20 protein-coding genes are annotated in these 15,552 nt (G+C 62.4%); 7 read left to right on the plus strand and 13 right to left on the minus strand.

The genetic code is table 11. The features are described from left to right. Nucleotides 1–11: 11 nt before the first annotated feature. Entirely contained in the window at nt 12–1,268 is a 1,257-nt protein-coding gene (locus ABJO61_RS16120) for a M20 family metallopeptidase (RefSeq protein ID WP_348329412.1), read from the minus strand. A gap of 104 nt (nt 1,269–1,372) precedes the next feature. Between ABJO61_RS16120 and ABJO61_RS16125 the strand changes: the two genes are divergently transcribed. Then, nucleotides 1,373–2,122 (plus strand): alpha/beta hydrolase, encoded by a 750-nt coding sequence (locus ABJO61_RS16125; protein ID WP_348329409.1) that lies wholly within the window; start codon nt 1,373–1,375, stop codon nt 2,120–2,122. Between the two features lie 63 nt (nt 2,123–2,185). Here ABJO61_RS16125 and ABJO61_RS16130 read toward each other — a convergent pair whose 3' ends face one another. Both ABJO61_RS16130 and ABJO61_RS16135 read right to left on the minus strand, forming a co-directional pair. Next, complete coding sequence (locus ABJO61_RS16130; protein ID WP_348329406.1) at nt 2,186–2,977, minus strand: glucose 1-dehydrogenase; 792 nt, start codon at nt 2,975–2,977, stop codon at nt 2,186–2,188. An 89-nt stretch (nt 2,978–3,066) separates the two neighbouring features. Beyond that, on the minus strand, nt 3,067–3,441 hold the full coding sequence (locus tag ABJO61_RS16135; RefSeq protein ID WP_348329403.1) for a PilZ domain-containing protein: 375 nt from the start codon (nt 3,439–3,441) through the stop codon (nt 3,067–3,069). A 114-nt stretch (nt 3,442–3,555) separates the two neighbouring features. On the opposite strand from ABJO61_RS16135, the gene ABJO61_RS16140 reads away from it, so the two are divergent. Continuing rightward, nucleotides 3,556–3,948, plus strand: a complete 393-nt coding sequence (locus tag ABJO61_RS16140) for a DUF427 domain-containing protein (protein WP_348329400.1) — start codon at nt 3,556–3,558, stop codon at nt 3,946–3,948. Nucleotides 3,949–4,012: 64 nt separating this feature from the next. Here ABJO61_RS16140 and ABJO61_RS16145 read toward each other — a convergent pair whose 3' ends face one another. From ABJO61_RS16145 to ABJO61_RS16165, 5 genes are all read right to left on the minus strand, one after another. After that, on the minus strand, nt 4,013–4,876 hold the full coding sequence (locus tag ABJO61_RS16145; RefSeq protein ID WP_348329397.1) for a glucose 1-dehydrogenase: 864 nt from the start codon (nt 4,874–4,876) through the stop codon (nt 4,013–4,015). A gap of 27 nt (nt 4,877–4,903) precedes the next feature. Then, nucleotides 4,904–5,704 (minus strand): enoyl-CoA hydratase, encoded by an 801-nt coding sequence (locus ABJO61_RS16150; protein WP_348329394.1) that lies wholly within the window; start codon nt 5,702–5,704, stop codon nt 4,904–4,906. Nucleotides 5,705–5,826: 122 nt separating this feature from the next. Next, nucleotides 5,827–7,365, minus strand: a complete 1,539-nt coding sequence (locus tag ABJO61_RS16155; protein ID WP_348329391.1) for a sulfatase-like hydrolase/transferase — start codon at nt 7,363–7,365, stop codon at nt 5,827–5,829. A gap of 189 nt (nt 7,366–7,554) precedes the next feature. Continuing rightward, a complete protein-coding gene (locus ABJO61_RS16160; protein ID WP_348329388.1) occupies nt 7,555–7,755 on the minus strand; it encodes a hypothetical protein in 201 nt (66 codons plus the stop codon). A 60-nt stretch (nt 7,756–7,815) separates the two neighbouring features. Beyond that, a complete protein-coding gene (locus ABJO61_RS16165) occupies nt 7,816–8,625 on the minus strand; it encodes an alpha/beta hydrolase (RefSeq protein ID WP_348329385.1) in 810 nt (269 codons plus the stop codon). Between the two features lie 160 nt (nt 8,626–8,785). Between ABJO61_RS16165 and cysE the strand changes: the two genes are divergently transcribed. Then, entirely contained in the window at nt 8,786–9,622 is an 837-nt protein-coding gene (cysE, locus tag ABJO61_RS16170; RefSeq protein ID WP_348329382.1) for a serine O-acetyltransferase, read from the plus strand. Between the two features lie 21 nt (nt 9,623–9,643). Here cysE and ABJO61_RS16175 read toward each other — a convergent pair whose 3' ends face one another. Together ABJO61_RS16175 and ABJO61_RS16180 are read right to left on the minus strand one after the other, a co-directional pair. Further along, complete coding sequence (locus tag ABJO61_RS16175) at nt 9,644–10,915, minus strand: FAD-binding oxidoreductase (protein ID WP_348329379.1); 1,272 nt, start codon at nt 10,913–10,915, stop codon at nt 9,644–9,646. Between the two features lie 5 nt (nt 10,916–10,920). Next, nucleotides 10,921–11,196 (minus strand): hypothetical protein, encoded by a 276-nt coding sequence (locus ABJO61_RS16180; RefSeq protein WP_348329376.1) that lies wholly within the window; start codon nt 11,194–11,196, stop codon nt 10,921–10,923. Nucleotides 11,197–11,375: 179 nt separating this feature from the next. Between ABJO61_RS16180 and ABJO61_RS16185 the strand changes: the two genes are divergently transcribed. Further along, on the plus strand, nt 11,376–12,182 hold the full coding sequence (locus tag ABJO61_RS16185) for a glucose 1-dehydrogenase (protein WP_348329373.1): 807 nt from the start codon (nt 11,376–11,378) through the stop codon (nt 12,180–12,182). Between the two features lie 5 nt (nt 12,183–12,187). Here ABJO61_RS16185 and ABJO61_RS16190 read toward each other — a convergent pair whose 3' ends face one another. Continuing rightward, nucleotides 12,188–12,334: a hypothetical protein gene (locus ABJO61_RS16190; RefSeq protein WP_348329370.1), complete on the minus strand. Its 147-nt coding sequence runs from the start codon at nt 12,332–12,334 to the stop codon at nt 12,188–12,190. A gap of 223 nt (nt 12,335–12,557) precedes the next feature. On the opposite strand from ABJO61_RS16190, the gene ABJO61_RS16195 reads away from it, so the two are divergent. Continuing rightward, nucleotides 12,558–12,767: a DUF3126 family protein gene (locus ABJO61_RS16195; RefSeq protein ID WP_348329367.1), complete on the plus strand. Its 210-nt coding sequence runs from the start codon at nt 12,558–12,560 to the stop codon at nt 12,765–12,767. Between the two features lie 12 nt (nt 12,768–12,779). Here the strand turns inward: ABJO61_RS16195 and ABJO61_RS16200 are convergent, their stop codons facing one another. Then, the gene (locus tag ABJO61_RS16200) at nt 12,780–13,544 is read right to left on the minus strand and encodes a hypothetical protein (protein WP_348329364.1); all 765 of its coding nucleotides are present in this window, start codon (nt 13,542–13,544) and stop codon (nt 12,780–12,782) included. A 213-nt stretch (nt 13,545–13,757) separates the two neighbouring features. On the opposite strand from ABJO61_RS16200, the gene ABJO61_RS16205 reads away from it, so the two are divergent. Then, a complete protein-coding gene (locus ABJO61_RS16205; protein ID WP_348329361.1) occupies nt 13,758–14,144 on the plus strand; it encodes a hypothetical protein in 387 nt (128 codons plus the stop codon). Nucleotides 14,145–14,166: 22 nt separating this feature from the next. Next, on the plus strand, nt 14,167–14,478 hold the full coding sequence (locus ABJO61_RS16210) for a hypothetical protein (protein WP_348329358.1): 312 nt from the start codon (nt 14,167–14,169) through the stop codon (nt 14,476–14,478). A 6-nt stretch (nt 14,479–14,484) separates the two neighbouring features. Here the strand turns inward: ABJO61_RS16210 and ABJO61_RS16215 are convergent, their stop codons facing one another. Beyond that, nucleotides 14,485–15,540: a hypothetical protein gene (locus tag ABJO61_RS16215; RefSeq protein WP_348329355.1), complete on the minus strand. Its 1,056-nt coding sequence runs from the start codon at nt 15,538–15,540 to the stop codon at nt 14,485–14,487. Between the last annotated feature and the right edge of the window lie 12 nt (nt 15,541–15,552).

Genomic DNA, 15,552 nt, shown 5'->3' on the forward strand with positions numbered 1-15,552 from the left:
TCCGGCGGGCCTTACATGCAGCCGCAGCCGCCGATATCGGTCAAGCCCGAGGGATCGTAGGCGGCGGCGACGGAGCGGGCGGAACCTTCGGCGGTGGCCGCGAAATCGGCCTTGGCCTGTTCGCGCATTCCCGCGTCCGTCATGTAGTCGATGGCCGTCATGGCAAGCGACTTCGCACCGTCGATGCAGGCCTTGTCGCCGAGATCGGAGGCGGCCCATTTCGCGAATTCCGGGTTGTGGATCACGACATGAGGCGGGGCCGATGCAATCATCGGATGGATCGAGGGGACGCGGTGGCTGACATTGCCCATGTCGGTGCTGCCGGACGATCCAGCGGGCATTTTTGACAACGGGAAGAAATCGCGACCGAGCGAGCGGGCATTCGCCTCATATGCATTCGCAATCGGCATGCTCGTCTTCAGGTCGAGATAGTCGGCCTTTGCCCATTTGATATCCACCGTGCAACCGCTGGCGAGAGCGCCTGCCTCGAAGCAGGCCTGCACACGCTTTTTCAGCGGTGCGAGGTCTTCGGCATTTGCGGCGCGCACATAGAAGAGGCCGGAGGTTTCGTCGGGCACGATGTTGGGGGCGGCGCCGCCCTTCCTGATGATGCCGTGGATACGCTCGGTTGGCCGGATGTGCTGACGGAGTTGCGCGACGGCCTGATAGGCAGTGATGAGGGCGTCGAGTGCGTTCAAGCCTGCATGCGGCATGGCGGAAGCGTGGGCCGAGCGGCCATGATAGGTGACGGACACTTCCGAGATGCAGATGCAGGGCATGGTGAGAAGATCGACGCCGGCCGGATGAACCATCATGGCCGCATCGACGCTATCGAAGGCGCCTTCCTGGGCCATCAGCTCCTTGCCGCCGCCCATTTCCTCCGCCGGCGTGCCGAGATAGCGGACACGGCCGGGAAGTTTCACCCCCAGCTTTGCGAGCGCGAGCGAGGCGCCAAGACCGGTGGTGGCGATGATGTTGTGGCCGCAGGCATGGCCGATGCCGGGGAGCGCATCATATTCCGACAGGATCGCGACTTCGGGGCCGCTTTCGCCAAACTCGCTCGCATAGGCGGTCGGGAGGCCAAAGGCGCCGCGCGTGACGGGGAGGTCTGCCGCATCGAGCGCGGCGGTGAGAATGCGCGCTGCCTCATGCTCGTGGAAGGCGAGTTCGGGCTTTGCGTGAATTGCATGGCTGACGCCGAGCAGGTTCGCCGACATGGCGTCGATTGCATCGCAGACTTCGCGCTTCAGGTTGGCCGCGTCGGTCATCTTGTTCTCCCGGTGTTTTCCTGAGACTAGACTGTGGCGGGCGTTTTTGCCAATTGCGCGACGCGGCCCTCGTCCCGCTGGCAGGCAGTGTAAAAGGATACAGGATGGATTTCTTCGAGGCGGATGACGGTGTGGAGATCGGTTATGCGGTGGAGGGCGAGGGGAGCCCGGTGCTGCTTGCGCATGGCTTCGCCTCGACGCATGAGGTGAACTGGATTGCGACGGGCTGGGCGAAGGCGCTCACGCAGGCGGGATACCGTGTCATCATGCCGGATATGCGCGGGCATGGGCAAAGCGGAAAGCCGCATGACAAGCAGGCTTACACGCTTTCGGCGATGGCGGCGGATCTCGTCGCGCTGCTCGATCATCTGGGCGAACCGGGCGCCGACCTGATGGGCTATTCGATGGGGGCGATGGTGTCGCTCGTGGCGGCGATGGAAAGGCCCGAACGCTTCGACAAGATCGTGGCGGCAGGCGTCGGCGCGAAGCTGCTCGACCCGAGGAGAGACCCCGGGCCGGTGATCGAGGCGCTGCTAACGAATGATCCATCGAGCATCGAGGACAAGGGCGCGCTTCTCTTCCGCACCTTTGCCGACCAGAACAAACAGGACCGGGAAGCGCTTGCCGCCTGCTTCGAGGCGGTGCGCGCGCCTTTCCCCGCCGATGGTTTGTCGCGCATCACGCGGCCCGTGCTTGTGGTTGCGGGAGAGACGGATAGCCAAGCGGGTGCGGCGGAGCCGCTGGCCGAGCGGATGCCAAATGGCGAGGCCTTCACCGTGCCGAAGCGCGACCACATGAAGACGGTGGGCGACAAGGCCTATAAGGAAGCGGTGCTGAAGTTTCTGGGGGAATAGTTTTGCGAGTGGGATTTCTTCCACCCTCCCCTTGGGGAGGGTGGGAAGAAAAGTAGGTGTTTTTTATCTGGCCGTCAGCGGGGCGAAACCGAGATGCATGCCGGCGTCGGTGATGAGGGTTTCGCCGGTGATGTGGTCCGAACCTTCGCCGCAGAAGAAGACGACGGCGGTCGCGATATCTTCCGGTGTTCCGGCGCGCGCGAGCGGCGTCGTTTCTTCCTGCTGGCGCTTGATGCCCTCGAAGGTCTGGCTGCCGAAGCGATCCGAGAACCAGCGCGTGCCGATGAAACCGGGACAGACGGCGTTGATGCGGATTTTCGGTGCGAGGGAGCGGGCAAGCGAGAGTGTCATGGTGTTGAGCGCGCCCTTGGAGGCGGCATAGGCAACCGACGAGCCGATGCCGGTGACGCCTGCGATGGAGGAGATGTTGACGACCGAGCCCTTGCCCGCTTCCCTCATGTGAGGCGCGCAGGCGCGGATCATCTGATAGGCGCCGACGACATTGACCTTGTAGATCCAGAGGAAGTCCTCGGCGTTCAACTCGTCGAGCTCGGCATGGTTCGCGAATTTGGTGCCGCCCGCATTGTTGACCAGCACATCGACGCGGCCCCACTTTTTCACCGTTTCATCGACGATACGGCGGCAATCGGCATCCTCGCCGACATCGCCCTGGGCGAGCAGAGCCTCGACGCCCTTCGCCTCGCAGGCGGCGAGCGTCTCTTTCGCTTCGGTCTCGCTCTTGGTGTAGTTGATGACGACGTTGCAACCCTTGTCCGCGAGCTGGAGCGCGACGGCGGCACCGAGGCCGGTGGCGGAACCCGTGACGATGGCAACCTTGTCCTTGAGCGACGACATGAGCTTCTCCCCTGAATGATTTTGCGGGGGAGTGTAGCGAGAGGAGGCGCTCTCCCCAACAAGAGATCGCGGGGATTGCCGGGTTTCGACTATTCGTCAGAAGGGGAGAGGGGCGGATTGCGGAAGGCCGCGAGGATCAGCTTGTCCGTCAGGCGGTCGCGGCGCGCAGGCGGTGTTGCGAGTTCGATGGAGACGAGATGGTCTGCCGGGTAGCGCCGTGCGATGCCGCGGGCAAAGCCCACCTCCGGCACGTCCAGCGCGACTTCCGCACCGAGGGCGGGCAGCGGCATGACCTCGACGATGGCGCCGGATGCCGACATTTCATGCACGAGACATTCGGCATCCACGCCCGCAAAAACGATGCGTCCCTCTATCCGCGTCGCGATGCGGCGGAACTGGCGGCGTTCTTGTTCCCTGGCTTGTTCGGCGAGGCTTTCAGGCGGTTTTTCGGATGGCTCGGCCATTTTCATGTTTCCGGGACGGATGTCTCCACCCGGTACGCTAGAGCCGGGAGGTTGCCAAATCCTTTCAGGAGACCCATCTCATATCGAGAAGGAATGATGAAAAGGAGGGCCGCCATGGGAACGCTGGTTTCCGGCAAGGAGCACAAATCGGGTTATGAGAGCCACCCCGACTATCTGTTGCGGGTGATGCCCGCCGGGCGGCATGTGCGCGTGATGGCGGATGGCGAACTTATCGCCGAGACGCGAGATGCGCTGGAGCTTTTCGAGGCCGACCACGCGCCTGTCTTTTACATTCCGCGCAAGGATGTGCGCATGGGGCGGCTGAAGCCCAACGAGAATTTGAGCTGGTGCCCTTTCAAGGGCGAGGCCCATTACTGGAACCTCAAGCGCGGGGAGGAAGAAATTCCGACCGTCGCCTGGTCTTATGAAGACCCGTTTGTCGAGGTGGCCGGTATCCGGCAATACATGGCCTTTTACCCCGACAAGGTGACGATAGAGGCCGACTAGAGAAAACGGCGGCAGAAGAATCCGCCGCCGCTTCCCGTTCAGGCTGGTGGTCGAGGCTGGCGGTTCAGGCCGGGTTCTTCGCGTCTTCCGGCAGGCTCGACAGGAAGTCCGTGATCACCTTCTCGAAATCGATGCGCTGGCCGAGCGTGTTCATCGGCCCTGCCGTCAGTGCGCCGTCGACAGCGATGGTCTGGCCGTTGACGAAGCTCGACTCGTCGCTGGCGAGAAAGAGCGCCGCATTGGCGATGTCTTCGGGGAGGCCTGCGCGCGGCGTTGGCTGAATTTTTGCGAGATGCTGCTTCATCACTTCGGCGAACTGGTCGGCTACCTGTGTGCCAAGGCCGAGCCCGTTGCCGAAGATGGAGGTGGCGATGCCGCCCGGGCAGATCGCATTGGAGCGCACGAAATGGGGCGCAAGCTCCATCGCCGCGCAGCGCGAGAAGTGATGCACCGCCGCCTTGCAAGCGGAGTAGATGAGAGGGCCATAGCCCGCCTGAAGACCGGCGACGGAAGCCGTCGAGATGATCGAGCCGGACTGCTGCGCCTTCATGTGGGGCACGGCATATTTGTAGCCGAGCACGACGCCCTTCAGCAGGACGCCGACGGTTTCGTCGAAGCCGTTCATGTCGATTTCGGCGAGTTCGCCGCCGACGCCGCCATAGCCCGCATTGTTGAAGAGGACATCGAGGCGGCCGAATTTCTTCACCGTGTGATCGACGAGGTTTTTCACTTCGTCTTCATGCGCGACATTGGCGCGGCAATAGGAGAAGTTCTCGCCCAGCTCGCGCTCCATCGCCTCTCCCTTGTGGTCCTGAAGGTCGGCGGCGACGACTTTCGCCCCTTCCTTGAGGAACAGATCCACCGTGCCGCGGCCGATGCCGCTTGTGCCACCGGTGATGATGGCGACCTTTCCGTCGAGACGTCCCATGATGTTTTTCCCTGTTTCGGATTGCTTTTACTTGCCCTTGAAGACGGGCTTTCTTTTTTCCATGAAGGCGGCGCGGCCTTCCTTGTAGTCGTCGCTGGCGAAGCAGCGGGCGATCAGCGCCTCGCATTTATCGTTGTCGAAATTGCCGGGCGCTTTCGTGAATTCGTCAACGACCTGCTTTGCCGTGTTGACGGTCAGCGGCGCATTCTCGGCGATGAGCGAACAATAATCGCGCACGAAATTTTCAAGCGCATCCTTCGAGGTCACGCGGTTGACGAGGCCCATTGCAAGGGCTTCGTCTTGCGTGAAGCGGCGCGCGGTGAAGAAGATCTCCTTCGCGAAGGAGGGGCCGACGACATGAACGAGACGGCCCGTGCCGCCGGCGCCGTAAGCAAGGCCGAGCTTTGCGGCGGGGATGCCGAAGGTCGAGCCTTCGGCGGCGATGCGCATGTCGCAGGAAAGCGCGATGCCGAGACCGCCGCCGATGCAGTAGCCGTCGATCATGGCGATGGTGGGCTTTGAGGCGTTCGCGATACCGTTGAACGCAACCTCCGTTGCATTCTCGTAGGCGAGGATGCCTTCCGGGCTGGAGCGGCTTTCGCCGAATTGCGAAATGTCGGCGCCCGCGACGAAGGCGCGCTCGCCCGCGCCGGTCAGAACGATGACGCGGATCTCGTCGTCCGCCTCGAAGGCGGCGAGGATTTCCGGCACAGCCTGCCACATTTCGAGGCTGACAGCGTTCAGGCGCTCGGGATTGTTGAAGATCATCCAGCCGATCGCGCCGTCCTTCTTCGCGATCATGGGGGTGGTGGGGGAAGTGATGGACATGGGCAGGGCTGCTCGTCTCTAAGGTGGGAGGCCCTGTTTTACACGCCCCCCACCCGATACGCCATGCGGAACGGCCTCCCCGCGAGGGGGAGACGCCGTTCAAATTTGAGCAGTGCTGCGCCTCAAACCGGAGCGACGCATTCCAGGCGCGGGGTGCGGTGCGGCGGCTCGGCATCCCTCAGATCGGCGAGAAGGCCGGACTTCAGCGACGCATAGGCCGGATCGTTCCAGAGGTTGCGATGCTGGCCGGGGTCTTCCTTGTGGTCGTAGAGCTCGCCCTCGCTACCGTCATAGATCGTGCCGGGCAGATAGGCCGTGATGGTATAGCCGTCGCGGTAGATGGTGCGCAGCCCCACCGTCGTGCCATCCACGTGCTGGCAATCCCATTCGGTGAAGACGCGTTCGCGGCCTTGGCTTTCGGCTTCCGCGTCCGTCTTGGGCATCGGCTTGCCCTGCATCCATTCGGCCACGGGAAGCCCTGCGATTTCGCAGAAGGTCGGCGCGAGGTCAACATGGCCGACCGGCTTGCCGACAGCGGAGGGCGCGACCTTGGCCGACTTCGCGGGCCGCCAGATCATCGGCAGGCGCATCAGTGCATCGACGTGATAGGGGCCCTTGAAGAGAAGGCCGAACTCGCCCTGGAATTCGCCGTGATCCGTCGTGAAGACGATGTCGACATCATCGCCCCAGCCGCGCTTCTCGATATAGGCCATGACCTTCGCCACCGCCTCGTCGATCAGCTCGTTTTCGACATGGGTGAAGGCGTTGATTTCTTGCACCTGGTCGGCGGTCATGTCGCGGGCGCGGAAATCGGGCGGGGCCTCGAAATTCGTCACGCGCTCGCCGGTGTACCATTCCATCCAGTGGCGCGGCTTGTCTGCCAGCAGCTTCTCGATCTTTTCCTTCGAGCCGGGATAAAACTCCGGTAGGGGCGTGTCGCGCCAAGGATGGCGATGAAGTTCCGAATGCGGAGGATCCCAGGGGTGGTGCGGATCGGGAAAGCTCATCCAGCAGAACCAGTCATCTTCCGCGCCGATGGAGCCGAGCCAGTCGATGGTGCGGTCGGCGACCCAGTCGGTGTGATAGTGCTCGCGCGCAACCGGATTGAAATGAACCTGGCAGGCGCCGGTGTCGCCGCCACCCGCCGCGTTCACCTGAAACTTCTCGTTGAGGTTCTGGTAGAAGCCGGCGAGTTCTTGCGGGTGGTTCTTCTTCATCCATTCGGCATAGTGGAGGATCAGCGGCGAATGCGTCGCGAGTTCCATGTAGTCGAAGCCGCGATGGGGCCCGTGCTCGCCCTTGCGCGACATCTGGGTTTCGTAGAATTGCTGCTTTATGTCGAAGAAGGGTTCGAAATGCGCCTTGCCGATAAGTGCGGTCTTGTAGCCTGCCTTGTCGTGGAGATATTGCGCGACGGAAGGCGCATCTTCGGGCAGGGGCACGCCGTTCATCCAGACGCCATGCGTCGAGACATATTGCCCGGTAATCATGGTCGAGCGGGCGGGCATGCAGACGACATTCTGGTTATGCGCCCGGGTGTAGTTGATGCCGGTCGCGGCCAGTGCGTCGATGGCGGGTGTCTTTGCGTGCTTCTGCCCGTTCGCGCCGATGGCGTCGAAGCGCATCTGATCCGTGGTGATGAAAAGTATCTTGCGGCCCATGACGTGTCTCCCCGGGGCGCCCTTCGAGGGGCCCTCTAATGTTTATCATTACATTCTGGGGGAGAGGTTTCGTGACGGCAAGGGCCGAAGCCCTTTTCGGGATGATTTGAGTACGGAAAAACAGTCCGTTCAGGGTGCCATGCACGAAAACGGGACGGACCGAAAAGGCTGGTGAATGAAGACTATTTCTCAGGCCGTGGTGTCGACCTTGAGGCCCGTTCCGGCAGGTGCGCTCGCCTTCGCCGCGGCGCTGTCGACGGCTTCGGTCAGCATGTCGACGACGGCCTTTTCCTGCTCGTTGCCCGCTTTCAGCATGGCGGTCTGCATGGCCTGGGCGAGCTGGCCCTGCTGGCTGGCGACGGCGGCGGAAGCGAGACTGGAAGCGGACATGAACCCTCCTTGAAGCGATGGAGGGGAGGCTAGCGGGCGGGGTTTAACATTTCGTTGGCTTCAGTTTTCCTCTTCGCCTTTCAGGAACGAGATCATGGCGGGGAGAGCGGTGCGGTCCTGAAGCATGAAGAGATGGCCGCCCTCGAAGAAGCGAAGCTCCGCGCCGCGAATGCGCGAGGCCATGCGCTCCTGCGTTTCGGGGAGGGCAATGCCGTCATATTTGCCGCCGCAAATGAGCGTCGGGCAGCGTATCTGATCGAGGCGGGACCAGGTGTCGTGGAGCGCGCGTGCCTCGAGCTGCAGGCGGCGGCCCATCTCGTGGCCTTCCTCATGTGCATAAGGATCGGCGGCAACCATCGCGATGAGCTGTTCGTAAGTTTCCGGGTTTTCCTTCGCCCAGGCTTCGTCATGCCGCGTATCGGAAATCGGGATCATGAAGCGGGCGCGCTCCTCCGCTTTCTCGTCGATCAGATTGTGCAGCGGCCATGAAGCGCCGCCCGCGCCGCCAGGCGATGTACAGGCCAGCACGAGGCCTTCGACTACATGCGGGTGATTGATGGCGAGTTCCTGCGCGACCATGCCGCCGAAGGAGACGCCGATGACCAGAGCCGAGCCCCAGCCGATAGCCGCCATGAGGTTCACCGCATCCTCGGCATATTGAGCCATGCTGTAGGGCTCGTCCGGCTTTGAGGTCTGGCCGAGGCCGCGCTGGTCATAGGTTACCATGTCGAAATGCTTCTGGAGGGGTCCATCCAGCACATTGGGGCGCACACGCAAATCGCTTCCCGTACCGGAGATGAAGAGGAGGCGGGGGCCGGAGCCCACGCGCTCATAAAAGATGTCGATACCGCCGGCCCTGGCGAAAGGCATGGATGAGGCTCCCTGAATTGCTCGTTCCGCGAAGATTAACACGGAGGGCAGCACGATGTGAGTTCTGCTATTGAACTCGCATGGGGCCGCGCTATGTATTAAGCTCTTTGCAAGTGGCCCCGTGTCAGACAAGGGGCTGAATAAAGTGAGGAGCGGGGACATGTCGAAGTCTGCCGAACGAAACCAGCCGCTTGCCGTTTGCGATCCCGTGTGGGAGCGCGTCAGAACGGAAGCGGAGGAAATGGCGGCGGGCGAGCCGATCCTTGCGAGCTTCCTTTATTCGACGATCCTCAATCACCGCAATTTCAACGACGCCATCGCCTATCACCTCGCGCAGAAGCTCGGGAATGCCGAAGTGCACTCCATGCAGCTTCGCGAGCTGTTCGACGAGGCGATGCGCGAGCAGCCGGATATCGGCGAGGCGACACGCGCCGATATCGTCGCCTACTACGAGCGCGATCCCGCCTGCCACTCCTATATCCAGCCGATTCTCTACTTCAAGGGCTTCCACGCCCTGCAAGGCTACCGGGTGGCGCACTGGCTCTGGAACAATGACCGCCGCGCGATGGCGCTCTATCTGCAAAGCAGGATTTCGGAACTCTTCGCGGTGGATATCCATCCGGCGGCGAAGGTCGGCAGGGGCGTCTTTATCGACCATGCGACCGGCATCGTGATCGGCGAGACGGCGGTGGTGGAAGACGATGTGTCGATGCTTCATCACGTGACGCTTGGCGGCACGGGCAAGGAGCAGGGCGACCGTCATCCGAAGGTGAGGCGCGGCGTGCTGATCTCGGTCGGTGCGAAGGTGCTCGGCAATATCGAGATCGGCGAATACAGCCGCATCGGCGCGGGCAGCGTTGTGCTTCACGCCGTGCCGGCACATTGCACGGCGGTCGGCGTGCCGGCGAAGATCGTGGGATGCGCGGGCTGCGACAAGCCCGCTCATGCGATGGACCACATCATCCGAGAAGAGGGCAGCCTCGACGCCGAGGGCTGATCTCCTGTCAGGCCGCCCGTCTCAGGGCAGTCTGTCCTTCAGCGCATAGAAGATCATTCCGGCGACGAGGCCGGGGTAGCGCAACAGCGTGCCGCCGGGGAATTTTGGCGTCTTCAGTTTCGCCATGACGTCGAAGCGCTCGGCCTGTCCGGCGACGGCTTCGGCAATCAGCTTTCCACCCAGCGTCGCGATGTTGATGCCCTGGCCGGAATAGCCATGCGCGAAGATGACGTTCGGCGCGAGGCGGCCGAAATTCGGCATACGTGTCAGGGTGATCGCGAGTGTGCCGCCCCAGGCATAGTCGATGCGCACATCCTTCAATTGCGGGAAGACGCGGAGCATGGGCTTCCTGACGAAGCTCGCAATGTCGTCCGGGAATTTCGGTGAATAGCTTTCGCCGCCGCCGAAGAGCAGGCGTCCGTCGGCGGAGAGACGGTAATAGTCGATGACGAATTTCGTATCCTGCACACAGAGATCGTCGCGAATGAGTTCGCGTGCGCGCGCGCCGAGCGGTTCCGTCGCGATGATGAAATTGTTGATCGGCATGATGGTGCCGGCAACGCGCGGCTCCAGCTTGCCGAGATAGCCGTTGCAGGCGAGGACGACATGTTTCGCGCGGACCGAGCCCCCGGCGGTGCGCAGGGTGGCGGGGTCTGTCTGCGTGACTTCGGTGACACGCGATTGCTCGTAAATGCGCACGCCTTTTTCGCGGGCCGCGCGGGCAAGGCCGATCGCGTAGTTCAGCGGATGAAGATGCGCGCCCGCTTCCTCCAGAATGCCGCCGTGGTAGCGGTCCGTCGCCACCATTTCGCGAATTTCCTCGCGCGGCACATAGCGCATCGCCGTGTAGCCATATTCATCGGCGAAATGCCCGACTTCTTCCTTCAGCCATTCTGCGTCGCCCGCCTTCCAGCCTGCATGAAGAAGGCCGGGCTTCAGGTCGCAATCGATCTTGTGGCGCGCAATGAGATCCTTCACCAGCGCATTGCTTTCGAGGCCGAGATCCCAGAGGCGGTGCGCCCATTCCTTGCCGAGCGTTTCCTCCAGCGCGCGCTGATCCTTGCGCTGGCCGACGCCGAGCTGTCCGCCATTACGGCCCGATGCGCCCCAGCCGATGCGCTCCGCTTCAAGCACGGCAACGCTATATCCGCGCTCGGCAAGATGCAGCGCGGCGGAGAGGCCCGTATAGCCCGCGCCGACGATGCAGACATCCGCCTCCTCATCGCCCGCAAGCTGCGTCACGGGCGCGTCGTTATTCGCCGTTGCGGCGTAATAGGAGGGCGGATGGGCCATGTCGTTCAGAACTCTATTTTTTCGTCTTTGCGATCGTCGGCATGGATGTCGCAAAGATCGAGGCAGGCTTCGAAGGGTGCGCTGTCGCGCGTGTTCTCAAGTGCATCATCGTCTTCCCACTCGCTGCGGAAGACAACCTTGCCGCCTTCCTGCGCAATGCTGGAGGCGATGAAGCCTCTGGGCGGATTGCGGTCGAACTCGCGTTCCTTGTAGGCGCGAAGCTGCGTCATGATGTGGTCGGCTTGCGAGGTCTCGAAGGTAATCAGCAGGGCGACGGCCATTTCTTCTCCGGTTCGTTTTTCACCGCGATTTCGGGTGGTTATGCCTGTGGTGACGGTGCTCTATAGCACGAGGCAGGGGCGCGCCGCGCGGGTGCGGCGCTTTCACGCTTTGCGTGGCTCCCCCGGCACGGCAAGATACCTCACAAAACAAAGCATAATAGCAAGGGAGATTGCAGAAAATGGGGCGTCTACAGGGAAAGGTCGCGATCGTCACGGGCGCGGCAAAAGGTATCGGCGCGGCGACGGCAAAGGCGCTGGCGCGCGAAGGCGCGAAAGTGGTGTGCACCGATCTCGACGAGGCGGCGGGACAGGCGATCGCCGACGATATTGCCAATGAGGGTGGTGAGGCGACATTCATCCGTCATGACGTGGTGAACGAGGCGGAATGGGAAGCGGTGGCCAAGCGCGCCGAGGAGAAATTCGGCGGGCTTCATGTTCTCGTCAATAATGCGGGTATTGCGCCGGAGGCCGGCCCTATCGAGGAGAAGACGCTCGAATCGTGGCAGCACACCATCTCGGTTGACCTCGACAGTGTGTTTCTCGGCTGCAAGCACGGCATTCGCACGATCAAGAAATATACGTCGAAGGCGGGCGCGGGCGGCTCCATCATAAATCTCTCGTCAATTCTGGGCCTTGTCGGCCAGCCCGGTGCCAGCGACTACAATGCGGCCAAGGGCGGCGTCAGGCTTCTGACCAAGTCGGCTGCGCTGGAATGTGCGGGCGCCGGGTACAACATCCGCGTGAACTCGGTGCATCCAGGCTATATCGACACACCGATGGTGAAGAACGTCATCAACCGGGGCGTCATGGGCAATGAGGCTGTAGGGGCGAACGAGATGCGCGAGCTGCTCATCATGCAGCATCCGGTGGGGCGGCTCGGCATCGCCGACGAAATCGCGAATGCGATTCTCTTCCTCGCGAGCGACGAGTCGAGCTTCATGACCGGCTCGGAGGTTGTTGTCGATGGCGGCTACACGACGCGCTGACACGTTCAGCGCGGGTCGGGAACCAGCAAGGCGCGCTGTTCGCCATCAGGGCCGGGCTCAGGCGGGAAGCGCGACTGGGCGAGAGTGATGATCGCGGCGACCGTCAGTGCGACGGCGGCGAATGTCAGAAGTTTCCGGCTGCGCCGCGACATAGCGCTTGTTCCTCTCTTCAGCCTTCCAAGCCTGTCTTGACCCCGCGAAAAGGGTTGCACAGGCCGGAAGATACGAAAACTGGACCAAGCGCCGCAGGCCCGGGGTCAGGGAGAGAGCCAGGGTTTGCGCCTGCGGCGCCAAATGGTTACAACCTCCCGTCAACGCCTTGGCCGCTTTTGCGCGTCCCGGGCTCATATAATCCAGCGTCGATAGGAGAGCTTCTTGAACAAGAGCGAAATTCAGCGTCTCGAGACCTATCTGCGCCAGAAGTTCCAGCTGGCTACAATCGAACTTCGCCAACGGCCGCAGAAGGACGATTCCGTCGAGGTGAATATTGGCGACGAGTTCATCGGCGTGATCTTCAAGGATGAGGAAGAGGGCGAGACGTCCTACGCCTTCAACATGGCGATCCTCGATATCGATCTGCCGTAGGACGTCGCGACTTCAGTCCAGTATCGGCCCCTGAAGGTCGTCCATCGACTCGATGGATTCGAAGCTCCGGACGAGCGACAGGACGGCTTCGTCGATGGTGCGCCAGTCTTCGAGATGGCTTCGCTTGTAGCGATAGCCGAGTTCGAGGCTGGGCCCGAGCAGCATTGAGCGTGAGCAGTTCGGGCTTTCGACGAGCGGCCCCCGGCGGTCGCAGAGAATGAGCGTCATGCGCTCCTCACCATCCTTGCCGACCAGCAAATCCTGTCCCGCATAGCCCGACTCGCCGTCGAAGGCGAAAAGCCGGAGCCCGTCCGGGCCGGCTTCGGGCTCTTCCGCAGAAAGATATTTCGAGTAGATCGTCTTGAAGCGGCGGGCGGAATTCAGCGGTGTCGTGGTCTGCCGGAGCGAGAAATAGACGACGTCGGAACCGGCCGAATTGTCGTTGAACGCATCCTGCCGGTCCGGTGACCAGGGTGTGAGGCCGGGGAGCAGGGCATGCATGTTCAGGACTTCCTGGCGGCCGCCTGCGCGCTGGTTCGGATAGCGCGTGTAATGTTCCGGCACCATGAAGCGTTTGTTGCCGACAATGACCTCGATATTCTGGTCGGCGGCGCTGGCGCGAGGGTCGCGACCGAGGATTTCGCCGGGCGTCGGCCCAAAATAGTAATAGAGGAAGGCGCCCGAGAAGATCAGCACGCCGGTCAGCACCAGCAGGGGGATGATCCAGGCAGGACGTTCCTTGACCAGTTCGTCGCCGGATCGATTGTTTCGTGCCACGGCTCGCCCCCCTGGTTCGCCCAAGATTGTTTCGCATTGATACAGGCCCGGCGCAATCCGGCACGAGCCGCCCCGGCCGAAGCCGGATGGCAGAGCCACAGGCGCCCTGCCTCTCTTCTTATAACCTGCTGAAATTAAAAGATCATTTCAAATTGGCCCCGGTCCCGCCCGGTGTCTGCCTGCACTGGTATGGCGCTTGCGGACAAGACGGGCATGACCAGTTTCGTTTTCAAATCGCTGATTGTCGCAGGTGCCTTCGTCTTCTTCGGGGGGCAGACATCCCTTGAAGGGCAGGGCGGCGCGTTCGTCTTCCCTCAGGTTTCCTGCGAGGCAGATTTCGCGTCATGCCGTGTCGGCGAGAGGGAGATCGCGCTTGGCGAGCGTTCGCCGCTTCTGGCGGAGATCGCGGCAAGGGCCAAGGGAACGCCGGTTGCGGATCTGAAGCTGGGGCTTTCCGACCCCGAGCTGGCGCGACTTCTCGACTATCGGGTCATTCCAGAATTCGCGGTCGCCGCGGCGCAGACGCGCCTCGCCGCCGTGGGCAATCAACTTATTGCGGGGATCGACGCGGGCGCCGGGACGGCGCGTGCGGGCGAATAAGCAGGACAGGGCGGCGGGGCATATGAGCGAGTTTACGGCATTCTTCTTTTCGATTGCGACGGGCTTTGTCGCGGCAGGGCTTACCAGCAGTTTCTACAGGCTCGTGACCAACAAGCCGCCGAGCTTCCAGCTCACAGCCGAGACGGCGACGTGGCAACTGATCGGCGTGTTCACGCTGATATTTGCGGGTCCGAGCGTGATCCTGCGCAACGCGCTGCGCGCACAGGTCTTCGAGAACCGCCCGCCATTCTGGATGCTGCTTTCAGGCTGCATCGCGACGATGTGGAGTTTTCTCTCCGGTCTCTTTCTCCTCGGCGTTCTCCTCGCGGCCTGACGGGCGTCAGGCTCTGCGACGGCGGACCACGCGGCGGCCAAGCGCCGTCGCAAAGAGCGCCCCGATGCCGCCGGCAATTGCCCAGACATATTGAAGCGCGATCAGCGCGAGATTCCACGCCGTCTTGAAGGCGCGCAGGCCCGTCTTGCCGGTAAGCTCGATGACGCCGCGTGTTTTCGTGCCGAGCTTGCCGCTCATGCGGGTGACGCGGGTGAGGTCGCCGGTATCGTCGACATATCTCATCAGCCGCACCGTTTCGGCCGGGCCGGCAGCACGTTCGAGGGCGGCCACATCGCTCAACACCGGCGTTACCTTCGCAAGCGACACGGTGTCCGCATATTCGGTGATCGCACGACGCGTCGCGGAGGTATTCGACAGGTCGACGGCCCGCAGCGTGGTGCCGAGCTTCTCGAAGTTCACGGCCTCCTGAAGAACGCGAACAATGTTGCGGGTAAAGGCAGCGGTCACCGTGCCTGCCTTTTTTGCTACTTTCAGGATGGAGACGCCGACACGGACGGGGAGGCCGCCGCCGCCTGTCGCCACTGTCGCCGTGGTGGCGGCAAGGCCGACAACGGAAAGCCCAAGGATCATCTTCGAATATTCCTCGCCGCTCACCAGCTTGGTGCCTTCGGCGCCGATGTCGCGCACATCGCCCACGACGGTCAGGTCCGATGCCATTGCGCCCATGAAGGCGGGCGTGTCGCCGCCTTCACCGGTGACGAAGCCGCTGACGAAGCTGCCGGTGTTGCGGGTGACGCGGCGCGAAAATGCGTTCTCCGCATCGAGCCGCATTCTGGTGTCGGGGTCGAGCGGCATGTCCGCATAGTCCGCGATCTCGGCATACATCACCGCGTCGTCGTAATTGTCTTCATCGAGCGCCTTGCCGATGCGGCGGCTCAGGTCTGCGCCGCTCGTCGTTTCGACCAGCTCGGCCTTGATGAAGGGGTCGGCCGGGATCGAATCCTCCGGCACATATTCATCGAGGAGGCCGCGCTCATAAAGAGCCATGAAAGCGAAAGGGAGGACGAGAAGGAAGACGACGAGACTGAAAAGAAATCGCATATGGAGAATGCC

The organism is Parvibaculum sp. (assembly GCF_039973015.1).
Taxonomy (GTDB): Bacteria; Pseudomonadota; Alphaproteobacteria; order Parvibaculales; family Parvibaculaceae; genus Parvibaculum.